General features: G+C 71.5%; 12 protein-coding genes. 4 read left to right on the top strand and 8 right to left on the bottom strand.

The genetic code is table 11. The features are described 5' to 3' along the window. Complete coding sequence (locus tag ACFV4P_RS17575) at window positions 1-807, bottom strand: DUF4389 domain-containing protein (protein WP_380471976.1); 807 nt, start codon at window positions 805-807, stop codon at window positions 1-3. Window positions 808-952: 145 nt separating this feature from the next. Here ACFV4P_RS17575 and ACFV4P_RS17570 point away from each other — a divergent pair, with 145 nt between their 5' ends. Both ACFV4P_RS17570 and ACFV4P_RS17565 read left to right on the top strand, forming a co-directional pair. Next, complete coding sequence (locus ACFV4P_RS17570) at window positions 953-2,137, top strand: MarP family serine protease (RefSeq protein WP_380471974.1); 1,185 nt, start codon at window positions 953-955, stop codon at window positions 2,135-2,137. A gap of 125 nt (window positions 2,138-2,262) precedes the next feature. After that, window positions 2,263-2,964 (top strand): metal-dependent hydrolase, encoded by a 702-nt coding sequence (locus tag ACFV4P_RS17565; RefSeq protein WP_380471972.1) that lies wholly within the window; start codon window positions 2,263-2,265, stop codon window positions 2,962-2,964. A gap of 427 nt (window positions 2,965-3,391) precedes the next feature. Here the strand turns inward: ACFV4P_RS17565 and ACFV4P_RS17560 are convergent, their stop codons facing one another. From ACFV4P_RS17560 to acs, 4 genes are all read right to left on the bottom strand, one after another. Next, window positions 3,392-4,339 (bottom strand): alpha/beta fold hydrolase, encoded by a 948-nt coding sequence (locus ACFV4P_RS17560; RefSeq protein WP_380472070.1) that lies wholly within the window; start codon window positions 4,337-4,339, stop codon window positions 3,392-3,394. A gap of 99 nt (window positions 4,340-4,438) precedes the next feature. Beyond that, window positions 4,439-4,915 (bottom strand): phage holin family protein, encoded by a 477-nt coding sequence (locus ACFV4P_RS17555; protein WP_380471970.1) that lies wholly within the window; start codon window positions 4,913-4,915, stop codon window positions 4,439-4,441. 125 nt (window positions 4,916-5,040) lie between these two features. Beyond that, window positions 5,041-6,330: a Na+/H+ antiporter NhaA gene (nhaA, locus tag ACFV4P_RS17550; RefSeq protein WP_380471968.1), complete on the bottom strand. Its 1,290-nt coding sequence runs from the start codon at window positions 6,328-6,330 to the stop codon at window positions 5,041-5,043. A 228-nt stretch (window positions 6,331-6,558) separates the two neighbouring features. Beyond that, window positions 6,559-8,511 (bottom strand): acetate--CoA ligase, encoded by a 1,953-nt coding sequence (gene acs / locus ACFV4P_RS17545; RefSeq protein ID WP_380471966.1) that lies wholly within the window; start codon window positions 8,509-8,511, stop codon window positions 6,559-6,561. 308 nt (window positions 8,512-8,819) lie between these two features. Between acs and ACFV4P_RS17540 the strand changes: the two genes are divergently transcribed. Beyond that, complete coding sequence (locus ACFV4P_RS17540) at window positions 8,820-9,341, top strand: hypothetical protein (protein ID WP_380471965.1); 522 nt, start codon at window positions 8,820-8,822, stop codon at window positions 9,339-9,341. A gap of 96 nt (window positions 9,342-9,437) precedes the next feature. Here the strand turns inward: ACFV4P_RS17540 and ACFV4P_RS17535 are convergent, their stop codons facing one another. Both ACFV4P_RS17535 and ACFV4P_RS17530 read right to left on the bottom strand, forming a co-directional pair. Further along, on the bottom strand, window positions 9,438-11,792 hold the full coding sequence (locus tag ACFV4P_RS17535) for a SulP family inorganic anion transporter (RefSeq protein ID WP_380471963.1): 2,355 nt from the start codon (window positions 11,790-11,792) through the stop codon (window positions 9,438-9,440). Window positions 11,793-12,163: 371 nt separating this feature from the next. Next, window positions 12,164-13,150, bottom strand: coding sequence for an ATP-binding protein (locus ACFV4P_RS17530; protein ID WP_380471961.1), 987 nt, complete (start codon window positions 13,148-13,150; stop codon window positions 12,164-12,166). A 245-nt stretch (window positions 13,151-13,395) separates the two neighbouring features. Here ACFV4P_RS17530 and ACFV4P_RS17525 point away from each other — a divergent pair, with 245 nt between their 5' ends. Next, window positions 13,396-14,277 (top strand): oxidoreductase, encoded by an 882-nt coding sequence (locus tag ACFV4P_RS17525; protein WP_380471959.1) that lies wholly within the window; start codon window positions 13,396-13,398, stop codon window positions 14,275-14,277. 519 nt (window positions 14,278-14,796) lie between these two features. Here ACFV4P_RS17525 and ACFV4P_RS17520 read toward each other — a convergent pair. Next, window positions 14,797-15,597 carry an HAD family hydrolase gene (locus ACFV4P_RS17520; RefSeq protein WP_380472068.1) on the bottom strand — a complete coding sequence of 267 codons (801 nt, stop codon included), beginning with the start codon at window positions 15,595-15,597 and terminating at the stop codon, window positions 14,797-14,799. Between the last annotated feature and the right edge of the window lie 487 nt (window positions 15,598-16,084).

Here is a 16,084-nt window from a genome sequence, read left to right as displayed (position 1 = left end):
TCAGCGCCCGACGGGCAGCGGGGCGAGCGTCGAGACCACGTCCCCGGTGTAGGGGTTGTCGTCCTCGGACTGCCACTGGTCGCTCGCCGAGCCCGCCGCCCAGGACGCCGCCCCGAGCACCAGGTAGATCACCAGCAGCGCCTTCGCGGCCCCGGTCAGCACCAGCGGCCGGGTCGCGGAGCGCTCCGGCTCGGCGTTCGGCGGGTCGCCGAACACGCCCTTCGGGTAGGTGGAGGTGAGCATCAGCAGGTACGCCTGGAACCGCATCCGGTACCGCAGCACCGCGGCGGTGGCCTCGAACAGCGCCTGCGGCATCCGCCCCATGATCAGCACCACCAGCCAGTGGATCACCGACACCGTCCACCAGCCGGCCTGCAACAGCCCCTGGACGATCGCCGCCGGAGCGACCAGCACCAGCCGGAAGAACACCGCGAGCCGGTTCAGCGGCTCGCCGGGCCGCAGCTCGATCCGCACCGGGTGCTCGGGCGCCTGGAAGCGGAACGGCGGATAGCGGTCGACGATCAGCAGCATCGAGGCGTAGACCCTGGTGTCGTACGCGACGAATCCGGCGAGCCACTCGGCGGCGAACCGGGGGAGCCGACCGCCGAACAGCGCCCCGAACCAGCCGATCACCGCGACCACGAACGCGACGATCGACAGCAGCCACAGCACGATGAACTGCGGGATCAGCAGCAGCAGTCGCAGCAGCACGGTCAACCGGTTCTGGCGTGCCGACGGCGGGAGGTCCAGGGCGGGCCGGAATTCGGTGCGGTCCACGACCGGCACGTCCCACCTGGGCTGTTCCATGACACGACTCCCTGATCCCTCGTCAGCTGTCCGGATGGTCAGACAGTCGCAACCTTCCCGGGCGCGGTGCCTGCCGGGCTGACCCGATCGGGCGACCACCGGCGGCCGGTGTCCCCCGCCCGGTGGGACGTGGGAGGGTATCCGGGTGAATGTCCTGGATCTCCTGCTGATCGCCGCCGCACTGGGCTTCGCCGTCTCCGGCTATCGGCAGGGCTTCGTGGTGGGCGTGCTCTCCGTGCTCGGCTTCCTCGGCGGCGGCCTGATCGCCGTCCAGCTGCTGCCGCTGCTCCTGCGTCACCTCTCCCAGGGCACCACGGCCTCGGTGGTCGCGGTCGTGGGGGTGGTCCTGCTCGCCGCGGTCGGCCAGGCGATCACCACCCACTTCGGCTGGAAGCTGCGCGGACGGATCGGCCGCGGCAAGGTCAAGATCCTGGACGCCGTCGGCGGCTCGCTGGTGAACGTGCTGTCCATGCTGCTGGTGGCCTGGCTGATCGGCCTGCTGCTGGCGGGCACCTCGCTGCCCACCGTCTCCAAGCAGGTGCGCAACTCCGCGGTGCTCGGTTCGGTGCAGGCGGCGCTGCCGCCCGACGCCCCGAACTGGTTCTCCGACTTCAGCAAGGAACTCGCCCGCAACGGCTTCCCGCAGGTGTTCAATCCGTTCGAGCAGGAGCCGATCACCGAGGTGGAGCCGCCCGACCCGGCCCTGGCCGGCAGCGCCGGCGTCCGCCGGGCCATGGGTTCCCTGGTGAAGGTGCTGGGCACCGCCCCCTCCTGCGGCAAGACCCTCGAAGGCTCCGGCTTCGTGTTCGCCCCGCACCGGGTGATGACCAACGCGCACGTGGTCGGCGGCGTCGACGAGCCGACCGTGCAGATCGGCGGCATCGGCCAGCTCTACGACGCCACCGTCGTCCGCTACGACTGGCAGCGCGACATCGCCGTGCTGGACGTCCCCCGGCTGAACGCCCCGCCGCTGACCTTCGCCGGCGAGGCCCGGAGCAACGACTCGGCGATCGTCGCGGGCTTCCCCGAGAACGGCGCGTTCAACGTCCAGCCCGCCCGCATCCGCGGCCGCATCCAGGCCAACGGCCCGGACATCTACCACCGGGGCCAGGTGGTCCGCGACGTCTACTCGATCCGCTCACTGGTCCGCCAGGGCAACAGCGGCGGCCCGCTGCTCACCCCCGACGGCCAGGTGTACGGCGTGGTGTTCGCCAAGTCCCTGGACAGCCCCGACACCGGCTACGTGCTGACCGCCGACGAGGTGAAGGACGACGTCGCCCAGGGCGCCACCGCCTCCGGCAAGGTCGACACCGAGGGCTGCGCGCTCTGACCGGCCGCCCGCCGCGCAGCCTCTGACGACCCGTCGGCCTCGCCTGGTAGCGTCGGCCGAGCTCACCCGAACGGCCCAGCCGGGCCGCCCCGGCGGAGCTCCACGGGAGAGGTTCGACACACGTCATGATGGGTCACTCGCACGCGGTCAGCGGCGCGCTGCTGTTCGCGGCCACCGCGCCGTTCGTCCCACCGCTGATGGGGATGCACCTGACGCCCGCCGACGTGCTGATGGGCACCGTGCTGTGCGCCGGCGCGGCACTGCTGCCGGACCTCGACCACCACGACGGGACGATCGCCAACTTCCTCGGCCCGGTCTCCAAGATGCTGTGCCGCTTCGTCGCCTGGGCCTCCGGCGGCCACCGGCACGCCACCCACTCACTGCTGTTCGTGGCCCTGATGGGCGGCGGCAGCTGGGCCGGCATCACCTTCCTGGGCCGGTACTTCACCATCGGGCTGAGCTTCTTCCTGCTCGCCATGGCGATCAAGGCGCTGCGCATGCACCCGCCGGGCCACGGAGCGGTGTCCTGGATCACCGTGGTCGGCCTGGCCGCGCTCGGCACCTTCGGCATGCTCACCTGGCTGCCCAACGCCCCGGGCTGGCTGCCCTACGCGGTGGCCCTGGGCACCCTGGCGCACCTGCTCGGCGACTGCCTGACCAAGCAGGGCTCGCCACTGCTGTGGCCGCACAAGGAGCGCTACGAGATCGTCCTGATCAAGCGCACCGGCAACGACATGGAGACGAAGATCCTCGTCCCGGTGATGACGGTGGCGACCTTCGGCCTGCTGCTCTGGTCCACCGCGATCTCGCCGACCGTGCTGGGCTGAGACCTCTTCGCCGACACGGGAGGGAGCACCACCGGGGTGGTGCTCCCTCTGCTTTGCGCCGGTCCGTTCGATTCCGCCCGGGTTCCGTGCCGACAGGCTCTGTCAGCCCTCCCGGCGCAACCTCGCGCCGACCCAGCGGGCGCGCCGTCCGATGATCTTTGGAATGCCGAGCCGGTACCCCGTGCTGCGTGGCGTCCGCTCGGCGGGCTGGTAGGGCCACTCCGGCTGCGGAACGTGCTGCTGCGAGCTGCTGCTGCCACGGCGGCCTCGGCGCGGCTGGGCTTCTCGATCGGGCATCCAGGTCATACCGGAGGGATTCCCTGGGGCCGCCCGGAGTAACCGCCCTGGCGGCATGCGACTGGCTTATGCGCTTGTCATATGAACGCTGTCAAGTCTCAGGAAGCACACCGGTGTTGACGCCGAGAAGTCAGCCGTCCTTGTGCTGCCTGACCCACCCGATCAGCTCCGCCGCGAACTCCTCCGGCACCTCCTCGTGCGGGAAGTGCCCCACCCCCGGCAGCAGCCGCCACCGGTACGGCGCGGAGACGAACTCGCCCGCCCCCAACGCCGTCCGCGACAGCAGCACCGGATCGGACGCGCCCTGCACGTGCAGGACCGGCGCGGTGATCTGCTTCTTCATCCGGCGCGCGAACTGGATGCCGTCCGGCCGCGCCATCGAGCGCATCAGCCAGCGGTACGGCTCGATCGAGCAGTGCGCGGTGCTCGGCACCTGGATCGCCCGGCGGTAGGAGGCCACCGCCTCCTCGGACAGCATGTTCGGCCCCGTCCAGGCCCGCAGGTAGTCGCCCACCAGCGCCCCGTCGTCCGCGACCAGCCGGCGCTCCGGGATCCACGGCCGCTGGAAGCCCAGCACGTGCTCGAACGCGGCGATCTGCTTCCGGTCCGTCAGCAGCGCCCGCCGCAGGTGCCGCGGGTGCGCGGCCGACACCACCGTCAGGCTGCGGATCACCGAGGGACGCATCACCGCGGCCACCCAGGCCAGCGTGCCGCCGGTGCCGTGCCCCACCAGGTGCGCCTGCCGCTCGCCCAGCGAACGGATCACGCCGGTGACGTCCAGCGCCAGGTTGCCGGGGTCGTAGCCGCGCGGGGTGCGGTCCGAGCCGCCCATCCCGCGCAGGTCCAGCGCCACCGCCCGGAAGCCCGCCTCGGCGAGCGCCGTCAGCTGGTGCCGCCACGCCCACCAGTACTCCGGCCAGCCGTGCACCAGCAGCACCAGCGGCCCTTCGCCGATCTCGGCGATGTGGAAACGCGCGCCGTTCGCGGCCAGATCGCGGTGCGTCCACGGCCCGGCCGAGCGGACGCTCCACGGCTCCCCGGCAGCCGGCCGGACGGGAACGGAGGCGGGCTCATCCACGGGCTTCTGGTCCAACGACATACCCGCAGCCTGTCATACCCGCGCCCTCCGTACCTGCCCGGCACTCGCACCCGGGCGCAAACCGTTACCGGCCGTAGGTCACTGGATCCGGCCCAGTGCCCGGTCGATCTCCTCCTTGGTGGCCGGTCGCGGCCTGGCGTTCTTCAGCACCTGCGCGGTGGCCTGCGCACCGGCGATGGTGCGCTCCGGCTTCCGGACCTTCTTGAAGTACCGGATCATCATGAACGCCAGCAGCAGCGCGATCAGCACGTACGCGCCGCCGACGATGGCGAAGGACCAGCCGGTGGTGATGCCCAGCGCCTGCAGGCCCCAGGCGAAGGCGAACGAGAACATCGGGATCGACGCCAGGGCCACCACGCCGGCCACCACGCCGGCCGCGGTGCCGATGCCGCCGCGCACGACGTCCGCCTTGATCTCGGCCTTGGCCAGCGCGATCTCGTCGTGCACCAGGCTGGACAGTTCGGCGGAGGCCGCGGCGAACAGCTCGCCGACGGTGCGCTCGCCCTCGTGCGGGATGCGGCCGTTGCCGTTCGGGTTGGTGGCTCCTGCGGCCATCGGCGTCTCCATTTCGGGGGCTGGGCGTGCGGCGTGCTGAGGGTGCGTCACGCACCGGTGTCAGCTCAGCATCATGCCCCTACCGGTGAGTCGGGCACCACTCCGGGTCCCCGCCGGACGGCGTGTCACCGCCTGCGTTGGTACACATCGGGGATGCCGTCGCCGTCCGAATCGCGGTCCTCGTCCTCGCACAGCTGCCGGTAGTACCGGTTGCGGCGCTTGAGCAGCAGGGTGCCGACCACCGCACAGGTCAGCGAACCCACCAGGACGGCCTCCTTGCACAGCTCCGCCAGATGCGGGTCGTCGACGAACGCCAGATCGCTGATCAGCAGCGACACCGTGAAGCCGATGCCCGCCACGGTGGACAGCGCGAACATGTCCGACCAGGTCAGCTGCGGGTTCAGGGTGGCCCTGGTGTAGCGGGCGGCCAACCAGGTGCCGCCGAAGATGCCCACCGACTTGCCGATCAGCAGGCCGATCACGATGCCCAGCGGCGCCGCCTCGGTGAACACCTCGCCCAGCACCTTCGCGGACACCGGCACACCCGCCGCGAACAGCGCGAACATCGGCACCGCGAACCCCGCCGACAGCGGCCGCACCAGGTGTTCGACGTGCTCGCCGGGGGAGTGCTCCTCGCCCTCCTCGCGGTGGCAGCGCAGGATCAGGCCCATCGCCACACCGGCCACCGTCGCGTGGACGCCGCTCTCGTGCATCAGCGCCCAGATCACCACGCCCAGCGGCACCATCACCCACCAACGGCCCAGCCCGCGCCGGTGCAGGAACCAGAACAGCACCAGCCCCGCCAGCGCCGCGCCCAGCGCCCAGAAGGTGATCCCGGACGAGTAGAAGACCGCGATGATCAGGATCGCGATCAGGTCGTCCACCACCGCCAGGGTCAGCAGGAACGCCCGCAGCGCGGACGGCAGATGGCTGCCCACCACGGCCAGCACGCCCAGCGCGAACGCGATGTCGGTGGCCGTCGGGATCGCCCAGCCCGCCGGATGCCCGCCGCCGACCACGTTCACCACCGTGTACAGCACCGCCGGCAGCACCACGCCGCACACCGCCGCCACCACCGGCAGCAGCGCCGCACTCGGCGTCCGCAGTTCCCCGGCCACGAATTCGCGTTTCAGCTCGATGCCCGCGACGAAGAAGAAGATCGTCAGCAGCCCGTCCTGTGCCCAGGCCTCCAGCGGCAGGTCCAGGTGGAGCGGCGCGGACGGGCCGAAGGTCAGCCCCCGCACCGTCTCGTAGGCGTGCGGCCAGACGTTCGCCCAGATCAGCGCGACGATGGCGGCGCCCAGCAGCAGGATTCCGCCGACCGTCTCGGTGCGCAGGGCGTCCGCGAGGAAGCGGCGTTCGGGCAGCGGGAGCAGGCCGAGGAACTGACGGCGCTCGTTGGACGGGCTGGCCACGGGGGACCTCCTGAGGCGGGCGGCATGCGGACACACGGGTGGTGCAGTGCCGACCAGACTTCCCGGCGCGCCTCAGAACCTTGATGGTTCCTTGACATCCTACGGGGCGCGGCAAGAGGTATGTCGTTCTGTCTTACTTTATGAGGATTCGTTCCCGGGGGAACGACAACGGGCCGGGCCCGCTCCGATGTCTCACGGAGCGGGCCCGGCCCGGTGGCTGAGGGAAGGTCAGCTCTCGTTGCTCGCCGACTGCTGGGACTGGATCAGGTTCATCACCGAGGAGTCGGCCAGCGTGGTGGTGTCGCCCACCTCGCGGCCCTCGGCGATGTCGCGCAGCAGACGGCGCATGATCTTGCCCGAGCGGGTCTTCGGCAGCTCGGAGACCACGTTGATCTGCTTCGGCTTGGCGATCGGGCCGAGCGTCTTGCCCACGTGGTTGCGCAGCTCGGCGACCAGGTCGGCGCTGTCGGAGGCCGACCCGCGCAGGATCACGAACGCCACGATCGCCTGGCCGGTGGTGGCGTCGGTCGCGCCGACCACCGCCGACTCGGCCACCGCCGGGTGGCCGACCAGCGCCGACTCGACCTCGGTGGTCGAGATGTTGTGGCCGGACACCAGCATCACGTCGTCCACCCGGCCGAGCAGCCAGATGTCGCCGTCCTCGTCCTTCTTCGCACCGTCACCGGCGAAGTAGCGGCCCTCGAACCGCGACCAGTAGGTGTCGATGTAGCGCTGGTCGTCGCCCCAGATGGTGCGCAGCATGGACGGCCACGGCTCGGTCAGCACCAGGTAGCCGCCGGAGCCGTTCGGCACCTCGCGGGCCTCGTCGTCCACCACGGTGGCGGAGATGCCCGGCAGCGCGCGCTGGGCGGAGCCCGGCTTGGTCTCGGTGACGCCCGGCAGCGGGCTGATCATCATGGCGCCGGTCTCGGTCTGCCACCAGGTGTCGACGATCGGGGTCTTGCCCGCGCCGATGTGCTCCCGGTACCAGACCCACGCCTCCGGGTTGATCGGCTCGCCGACCGAACCCAGCACCCGCAGGCTCGACAGGTCGAAGCGGGCCGGGATGTCGTCGCCCCACTTCATGAAGGTGCGGATCGCGGTGGGCGCCGTGTAGAGGATGGTGACGCCGTACTTCTGCACGATCTCCCAGAACCGGCCCTGGTGCGGGGTGTCCGGGGTGCCCTCGTAGATCACCTGGGTCGCGCCGTTGGAGAGCGGGCCGTAGGTGATGTACGAGTGGCCGGTGACCCAGCCGATGTCGGCGGTGCACCAGTAGACGTCGGTCTCCGGCTTCAGGTCGAACACCGCGTGGTGGGTGTAGCTGGCCTGGGTCAGGTAGCCGCCCGAGGTGTGCAGGATGCCCTTGGGCTTACCGGTGGTGCCCGAGGTGTACAGGATGAACAGCGGCTGCTCGGCGTCGTGCGCCTCGGGGGTGTGCTCGGCGGACTGCGCGTCGACCAGCTCGTGCCACCAGACGTCGCGGCCCTCGGTCCAGGCCACCTCCTCGCCGGTGCGGCGCACGACCAGGACGTTCTCCACGCCGTCGACCTTGGTCAGCGCCTCGTCGATGGCCGGCTTCAGCGCGGACGGCTTGCCGCGGCGGTAGCCGCCGTCGGCGGTGATCACCACCTTGGCGTCCGCGTCCGTGATGCGGGAGGCCACCGCGTCGGCCGAGAAGCCGCCGAAGACCACCGAGTGGGCGGCGCCGATGCGGGCGCAGGCGAGCATCGAGACCACCGCCTCGGGGATCATCGGCAGGTAGATCGCGACCCGGTCGCCCTTGGCCACGCCGAGCGCCTGCAGGGCGTTGGCCGCCTTGGAGACCTCGTCCTTCAGCTGCGCGTAGGTGATCGCCCGGCTGTCGCCCGGCTCGCCCTCGAAGTGGATCGCGACCCGGTCGCCGTTGCCTGCCTCGACGTGGCGGTCGACGCAGTTGTACGCCACGTTGAGCTTGCCGTCCGCGAACCACTTGGCGAACGGTGGGTTCGACCAGTCCAGGGTCTCGGTGGGCTCGACCGCCCAGCTCAGCCGCCGGGCCTGCTCGGCCCAGAAGGCCAGCCGGTCCTCGGAGGCCTGGGCGTAGGCGTCGGCGGTGACGTTGGCGGAGGCGGCGAGCTCCGCGGGCGGGGCGAAGCGCCGCTCCTCCTTGAGCAGGTTGGCCAGGCTCTCGTTGCTCAACGCGCACTCCTCATCGAGTCTCAAATACCGGGAACCTCGTGCGGAGGATGGTCCCGTGTGTCCCAGCGCACAGCTCACCAGGCCAAGAGCCGTGTTGACAAGAGGCTCCGGAAAATTGGTGTAGACCTTTGATCGGCAGCAGGCCGCGCCCCCGATGGACGCCTCCGGTGTCGCTCGCCCGGTCCTCCCGACGCCTTCCCGCCCCCGGGTCGGATCAATCCCGCACAGCACCTTGACGACCCCCCGCCCCGGTACTCCACTGACGGTACGCAACCCATCACCGTACGCGACAGTGACGGGGGTTCTGCATGACCGACACCTCACCCCGGCCCGGCGACTTCGCGGTCGTCCGCATGGACGGACGCACCGGCCGCCTGATCCGGATCGGCCAATTCCTCAACGGCGACGGATTCTCCGACTACGAACACGCCTTCGTCCTCGTCGGCGACGGCCTCCTGGTCGAGGCCCAACCCGGCGGCGCGGCACTCAATCCGCTCGGCAACTACGACGGGCGACACGTGCTCTGGTCCACCGACCGCATACCGCTCACCGACGACCAGCGCACTGCCGTCACCACCGCTGCCCGCTCCTACATAGGCACCCCCTACTCCTTCGCCGACTACCTCGCCCTCGGCGCGCACCGCCTGCACCTTCCCGCGGGCCCGCCGCTGCGCAAGTACGTCGCCTCCACCAAGCACATGATCTGCTCGCAACTCGTCGATCAGTGCTACCGGGACGCCGGCGTCCACCTGTTCGACGACCACCGCTGGTCCGGCTACGTCACCCCTGCGGACCTGGCCAACCTGCTCACCCGCCGCACCGGCGGCTGACGCACAACCAGGGGCGCTGGAGAACTCTCCACGCGCCCCTGTTCCTTCTTCACGACCGTCGGTCGGCCGTCCCCGGTTCGCCCTTCGGGCGGCCGGTTACGCCGCCAGCTCGGTCTCCGGTCCCGGCGTCTGCCCGGCCTCCGCGTGCACCGGCGCGAAGCGGTTGGATTGACGGTCCATCACATAGGCCTGGGCGGCGGCCAGATCGAAGTACATGCCGACCAGCCGCAGCGACCCGTCCGCGACCCGGCGTTCCACGGCCGGGTTGGCCATCAGCTGGTCGAGCTGCTGCACCACATTCGTGATGCACAGCTGCTCGACCACGTCTGACGCCGCGCGGCCCTCGAACTCCGCCGGGGCCCGCCGCAGTCGGGCCAGCGAGCCGCGCCCGTTGCGCAGCCACCGGGCCAGGGCGGTGGGCGGCCCGGGCTGCTCTGTCACGCCGTCCAGCAGGGCCTTCATCGCGCCGCACCCGGAGTGCCCGCAGATCGTGATCGAGGTGACCTCCAGCACCTCCACCGCGTACTGCACGGCCGCGGCCACCGAGTCGTCCGCCGCGCCCGGCTCGTAGGGGGCGGGTACCAGGTTGCCGACATTGCGGACGGTGAAGAGGTCTCCCGGGCCGGAGCTGGTGATCATGCTGGTGACCATCCGGGAGTCCGCGCAGGTGAGGAAGAGCTGTGAGGGCGCCTGACCGTCGCGGGCCAGCCGGGCCAGCTCCTGGCGGACCAGCGGGGCGGTGTGCTGCTGGAAGCCGCGCACGCCGTGCAGCAGCCGGCCGTGCGGATCGTCCGCGCTCGGCTCGATGCAGTGGTGGCCGACCCAGGGCGTCCACGCGCTGCAGCGGTGCGCGCCGGGGGCATCGTCGACCAGGACGGTGCCGTCGGGATCGAGCACCTCCTGCGCCTGATGGTCCGTCGACATGGAGACCTGGGCCCCCGTGGCCTGGTGGTCGGCGCGCCAGGCGTGCAGCGCCTCGAACGCGGCGTGGTCGAGGAAGGAGCCGTCGTGCCGGACCGTCACCCGGGTACCGGCGGGGATCCGGGCGAACGCCCGGCTCAGCCGGGGGATGGCCACGAACGTCAGCGGGCCGTGGGTGCGGACGGTGCAGGAGCCGTCCGGCTCGGCGACCACCTCGACATGGGCCTGCGTCAGCCGGTACAGGGCGAGCAGCACGGCGACCGAACCGCCGAGGACCACCCCGAGCGGGACGCCGAGCAGCACCACGCCGAGCACGGTGGCCAGGTAGACCGGGAACTCGCGGTGCCGGTGCACCCGCCGGATGTGCGCGAAGCTCACCATCTGCACGCCGACCACCAGCACCAGCGCGGCGAGCGCGGCCAGGGGGATCCGGCGCAGCCCGGCCGTCAGCACCAGCGCCGCGACCGCCACCCAGCAGCCGTGCAGCACCGCGGACGCCCGGGTGGCCGCGCCGGCCTGCACATTGGCAGTGGAGCGCACCGCGCCGCCGGCCACCGGGAGGCCGCCGAGCAGCCCGGAGAGCAGGTTGGAGACGCCCTGGGCGCGCAGTTCACGATCCAGGTCGCCGACCCGGCGGGTCATCCGGTCGACGGCGACGGAGGACAGCAGGGACTCGACGCCGGCCACCGCGGCGACCGTGAGCACCAGGCCGAGCAGCGCCGCCCAGTGACCGGCCAGCACGCCCGGCGAGGGCGGGGAGAAGAACTGGTGGTGCTCCCAGACCGGGAGTTCGACCCGGGCCAGCCGCAGTTCGGCGATCAGCGAGAGCGTGGTGGCGGCGGCGATCGCCACCAGTGCGGCGGGCAGCCGGGCCAGTCGGGCGCCGACCCGGCCGACCGGGCCCGGCAGCCGGCCGAGCTTCGGCCAGCCGAACAGCACGGCGAGCGCGAGCAGGCCGACCATCAGCGCGGGCGGGTGCGGGCCGGCCAGCTCGGCGGGCAGCGAGCGCAGGTCGGCCAGGGCCGAACTCTGCGGCGAGCCACCGAGGATGACGTGCAGTTGGGCGATCGCGACGGTGAGGCCCACCCCGGCCAGCAGGCCGTGCACCACGGCGGGGGAGACCGCGAGCGCGGCGCGGGCCACCCGCAGTGAGCCGAGCAGCAGTTGCAGCAGCCCGGCGGCGACCGTCACCAGGCAGGCGATCTGCCAGCCGTACTGGGCGATCACCCCGGCGGTGACCACGGTGAGCGCGGCCGAGGGCCCGCTGACCTGCAGGTGGGTGCCGCCGAGCAGTCCGGCCACCAACCCGCCGACGGCGGCGGCGACCAGACCGGCCGTCAGCGGCGCGCCGGTGGCCAGCGCGATGCCGAGCGAGAACGGCACCGCGATCAGGAACACCGCGAGCGAGGCCGGCAGGTCGTGCACCAGCAGGGCGCGCACCCGCCGCCCGGCCAGCGCGGCCACCCCGGGCGGCGGGGCGTGGTCCGTGGTGTCGGAGGCGATGGGGGCGCTGGAGATGTCGAGGGGCATGTCTCTTCCCGTCTTCTTCCGGTGGTTTCCGGGGGAGCGGACGCAGCCGCGCCCGCTGGTGGGGTCTCTCTGATCTCTCGGGTCTCTTGGCCGGATCGGCTGTCGCGGGTCGCAGGGGGCGTGTCGGCGGCGACCGGGCGATGGGTGGCTGCGCGAGGCCCGGACGGCGCGGCGACGGCCAGTGGCGATCCGGGTTCAAGACTTGGTAAACCGAGAGTAATGAGACCTTTGCACAGCGTGTGTGTCGGGTGGTAGCGCAAAAAGGGCTTTTCACCACATCGTGTGGTACCCGAACCGACCGGGAATGCGATGAAACGCCGAGGGGCCGACCCGTCCAGCTGGACGGGTCGGCCCCTCGGGGCGGGTGCGATTCAGACTCCGGCGGTCCGGGCCTGTTCGACGCCCAGCACGTAGGCCGGGTCCACCTGGGTGGCCAGGTCCGCGCCGATCTTGGCGTTGCCCCAGCTCTCCGCGTTGCGCAGGTGGAAGCGGACCGCCTGGGCGCTGTAGCGGCCGGGGTCGCGCAGCTGGTGGGCGGCGTCCGCGGCGGTGCGCAGCCGGCCCAGCACCTCGCGGTTGGCCGGCTCCAGCGCGCGCAGTGGCGGCTCGTCCCCGCGCTCCAGCCGCCGCACCCAGTCGGAGTGCCCGAACACGGCGTACAGGTCGTCGCCGACCTCCCGGCGCAGGAACTCGAGGTCGTCCGGGCTCTGCACCTTGTTGCCGATCACCCGCAGGTGGACGTCGAAGTCCTGGGCGTACTCCTTGTACTGGCGGTACACCGAGACGCCCTTGCGGGTCGGCTCGGCGACCAGGAAGGTCAGGTCGAAGCGGGTGAACAGGCCGGAGGCGAACGAGTCGGAGCCGGCCGTCATGTCGGTGACCAGGTACTCGTCCGGGCCGTCCAGCAGGTGGTTGAGCAGCAGCTCCACCGCGCCCACCTTGGAGTGGTAGCAGGCCACCCCGAGGTCCTCCTCGGTGAACGCGCCGGTCGCCATCAGCCGTACCGAGCCCTCGTCCAGCGCGATCGGCCGGGCGCAGGCCGCGTAGACCGGGTTCTCCTCGACGATCCGCAGCAGCCGGGAGCCGGGGCCGGGCGGGGTGGTCTTGATCATCTCCTCGGCGGAGCGGATCAGCGGGTTGGCACCGCGCAGGTACTCCTTGATCTCCGGCAGGTGCGCGCCGAGCGAGGGCAGTGCCGCGGCCTGGGCGTCCGTCAGGCCCAGGGCCGGGCCCAGATGTTGGTTGATGTCCGCGTCGACGGCGACCACCGGACAGCCGGCGGCGGCCAGATGGCGGATGAACAGTGCGGACAGGGTGGTCTTGCCGCTGCCGCCCTTGCCGACGAAGGCGATCTTCATCTGAGTCTCCGGCTCTGTGGCTCTGTAGCTCTGTGGTGCATGGCTCTGTTCGCCGCGCGCTGCCGCGGGGGTGCGGTGGCACCACTGTCGCGGTTGACGCTTGTTGGAAATCGTTATCGTCACCGATTGCGGCTCATGCTAGCGGTGGTTTGGGGTGTCGCACATGGGGGAAGGGCGGATTGCCACGAAAGGGTGACCCGGGGGTTGCTGCCCGGTCGCCCCGTCGATTCATTACTCTCGGGTAGGTGACCACAGGAACAGACCCGCTCGCCCCGCTGGCCCAGCTGTCCGGGGTCCCCGAGGCCGTCGCAGAGGTGCGCAAGAACGTCGACCGCCTCTACGGACACCGCGTGATGCGACGCCGGGCGGGCGAGGTGACGTCCGAGTCCGCACTGCGCGGCGCGCGCGCCTCCGCCGCCCTGGAAGGCGCCGACTGGCCGCTCGAAGAAGTCCGCCGCCGCACCGACTTCGGCGCCGACCCCGAGGCCCGCACGATCGGCGCGGCCCTGCGCCTCTCCGCCGAGGCCGGCCAACTGCTCAGCGTCTGGCGCACCTCCCCGCTCCAGGTGCTGGCCCGCCTCCACCTGCTCGCCGTCGGCGACGCCGACCCGTCCGCCGGCCGCCCGCGCCACCCCGGGGAGAGCACCGCACCGCTGTTTCCGCGCGAACTCGCCGCCACCGAGGGCGCCGCGCCCGACGGCCCGGTCGGCGAACTCCCGCCGCCGCCACCCGCCGACGAGGCGGCCGCCCGCCTCGACCAGCTCGCCGGGCTGCTGGCCGCCCGCGCCGAACGCCCCACCGGCGGCGCGCCCGCCCTGGTGGTCGCCGCAGTCGTGCATGGCGAACTGCTCGCGCTGCGCCCCTTCGGCACCTACAACGGCCTGGTCGCCCGCGCCGCCCAGCGGATCGTGCTGACCGCCGAGGGCCTCGACCCGAAGGCGATCTGCCCCGCCGAGGTCGGCCTCGCCGAACTCGGCACCGCCGCCTACCGGCAGGCGCTGCTGGGCTACCTGGAGGGCACCCCCGAGGGCATGGCCCGCTGGCTCCGCCACTGCGCCACCGGGCTCGGCCTGGGCGTCCGGGAGAGCACCGCGGTGTGCGAGGCGATGCAGCGCGGCATGGTCTGAACCGGCAGGGGCCCCGGCGCGGTTGCGCCGACTCCGCGCACGCGGTCGGGGCTCATGCGGTCGAGGCTCATGCGGTCGGGGCTCATGCGGTCGGGGCTCACGCAGTCGGGTCGCACGCGGTTGCGGCGCACGCGGTTGTGGCGAACGCGGTTGCGGCGACGTCCGAGACTTCCGGGCGTCGCCGCTGGCACGGAGACCGGGTTACCAGTGCATGCACCGTTCATTGCCCATCAGGCGGGATCCTGTTGCCCTTCGCCTGGTGCGGCGGCCCGACAGCGGGTCGGCTGCATGTGGGTGCCCGATTGTCCGCGCAAGGGTCCGTGGGGCCTGAACTGCGTTGTCGGAACGACCCTGTTGGGTCCTGACCGGGTCTCGCGGGCCTAATCCATTTCTACCGCAGATCAGACGGAAGGGGAACCCGGAAAATATAGGTTTGCCGGGTTCCCGTATGGTTTGTCCGATTTAGTGAACCGCTGCCCCGTGCAGGACCGTTCCGCCCGGCACTGCGCGGCTCGCGGCTCAGGCCGTCGGGCGGCGCCGCCGTGCGCTGTACCAGAGCACCCCGGCCGTCAGCGCCGCCGCGCCGACCGCCACCGCGGCCAGCACCGAACGGCTCGGCGCGCGGAACTCCGGGAGCCGACGCGTCAGTTCGACCGGCCGGCTGAACACCAGCACCGGCCACTCGCGCGCCACCGCCTCCTTGCGCAGCGCCCGGTCCGGATTCACCGCAGCCGGGTGGCCGACCGTCTCCAGCATCGGCAGATCGGTCGACGAGTCGCTGTACGCATAGCAGTTGGCGAGGTCGTAGCCCTCCCGCTCGGCCAGCTCGCGGATCGCGGCGGCCTTGTTCTCGGCGTACGCGTAGTACTCGATCTCGCCGGTGTAGCGGCCGTCCTCGACGTGCAGACGGGTGGCGATCACGTGGTCGGCGCCCAGCAGTTGGCCGATCGGCTCGACCACCTCGGAGCCCGAGCTGCTGACGATCACCACGTCCCGCCCGGCCGCGTGGTGCTGCTCGATCAGCGAGGCCGCCTCGTCGTAGATGATCGGGTCGATCATGCCGTGCAGGGTCTCCGCGACGATCTCCCGTACCTGCTGGACGTTCCAGCCCCGGGTGAGCGCCGACAGGTAGGCCCGCATCTTCTCCATCTGGTCGTGATCGGCGCCGCCGACCAGGAAGACGAATTGGGCGTAGGCGCTCTTCACCACCGAGCGGCGGTTGATCAGGCCGCCCTGGTAGAACGGGCGGCTGAAGGCGAGTGCGCTCGACTTGGCGATGATCGTCTTGTCGAGGTCGAAGAAGGCGGCGGTCCGCGGCACGCCGTACCCGGGTCGGGCGGGCGCTGTGGTGTCCGTTACGGGCTCGGTGGAGTCCGGTGCGTCGGAGTCGGCACCGCGGTCGGCGAAGTCGGCGTTCTCGGTGGTGTCCACGGGAACCGAGGATAGAGGGACCGGCAAAACAGGCGGCCATTCGGTGGACCCGGAGGCGTGCGGGTTTGTGTTTCTGGGCGGTCGGGTACACCATGGAAGTCACGGATCGTTCGCGCGACCGTGCTAACCCGGTCCGGCTCCTCCCCCCCGAGCCGGGCCGTGGATAGACGACCCCCGCTCTCCCCCCCGGCGGGGGTCGTCGCATGTCCGGGGCCATTTTCCTAGGCAATTGAGCCCCCAGGGAGTGGCGTGACGGGCGGTTCAGGGGGGCGCTCCAGCGGTTTCCGAGTCGCTGTCGAGGGTTCTCTGCACCCCATCGATTTGTCACTCTCCGTAGTGGATCGAACGTCATATCGGTATACCCGATGCGTCAATT

It is taken from the genome of Kitasatospora sp. NPDC059795 (assembly GCF_042732175.1).
GTDB lineage: Bacteria > Actinomycetota > Actinomycetes > Streptomycetales > Streptomycetaceae > Kitasatospora.
This window is presented reverse-complemented; position numbering and strand designations above follow the sequence as displayed.

Coding starts and splice junctions, on each gene's coding strand:
- ACFV4P_RS17575 (WP_380471976.1), bottom strand. CDS start 807: ATGGAACAGCCCAGGTGGGACGTGCCGGTCGTGGACCGCACCGAATTC.
- ACFV4P_RS17565 (WP_380471972.1), top strand. CDS start 2,263: ATGATGGGTCACTCGCACGCGGTCAGCGGCGCGCTGCTGTTCGCGGCC.
- ACFV4P_RS17555 (WP_380471970.1), bottom strand. CDS start 4,915: ATGGCCGCAGGAGCCACCAACCCGAACGGCAACGGCCGCATCCCGCAC.
- ACFV4P_RS17540 (WP_380471965.1), top strand. CDS start 8,820: ATGACCGACACCTCACCCCGGCCCGGCGACTTCGCGGTCGTCCGCATG.
- ACFV4P_RS17535 (WP_380471963.1), bottom strand. CDS start 11,792: ATGCCCCTCGACATCTCCAGCGCCCCCATCGCCTCCGACACCACGGAC.
- ACFV4P_RS17530 (WP_380471961.1), bottom strand. CDS start 13,150: ATGAAGATCGCCTTCGTCGGCAAGGGCGGCAGCGGCAAGACCACCCTG.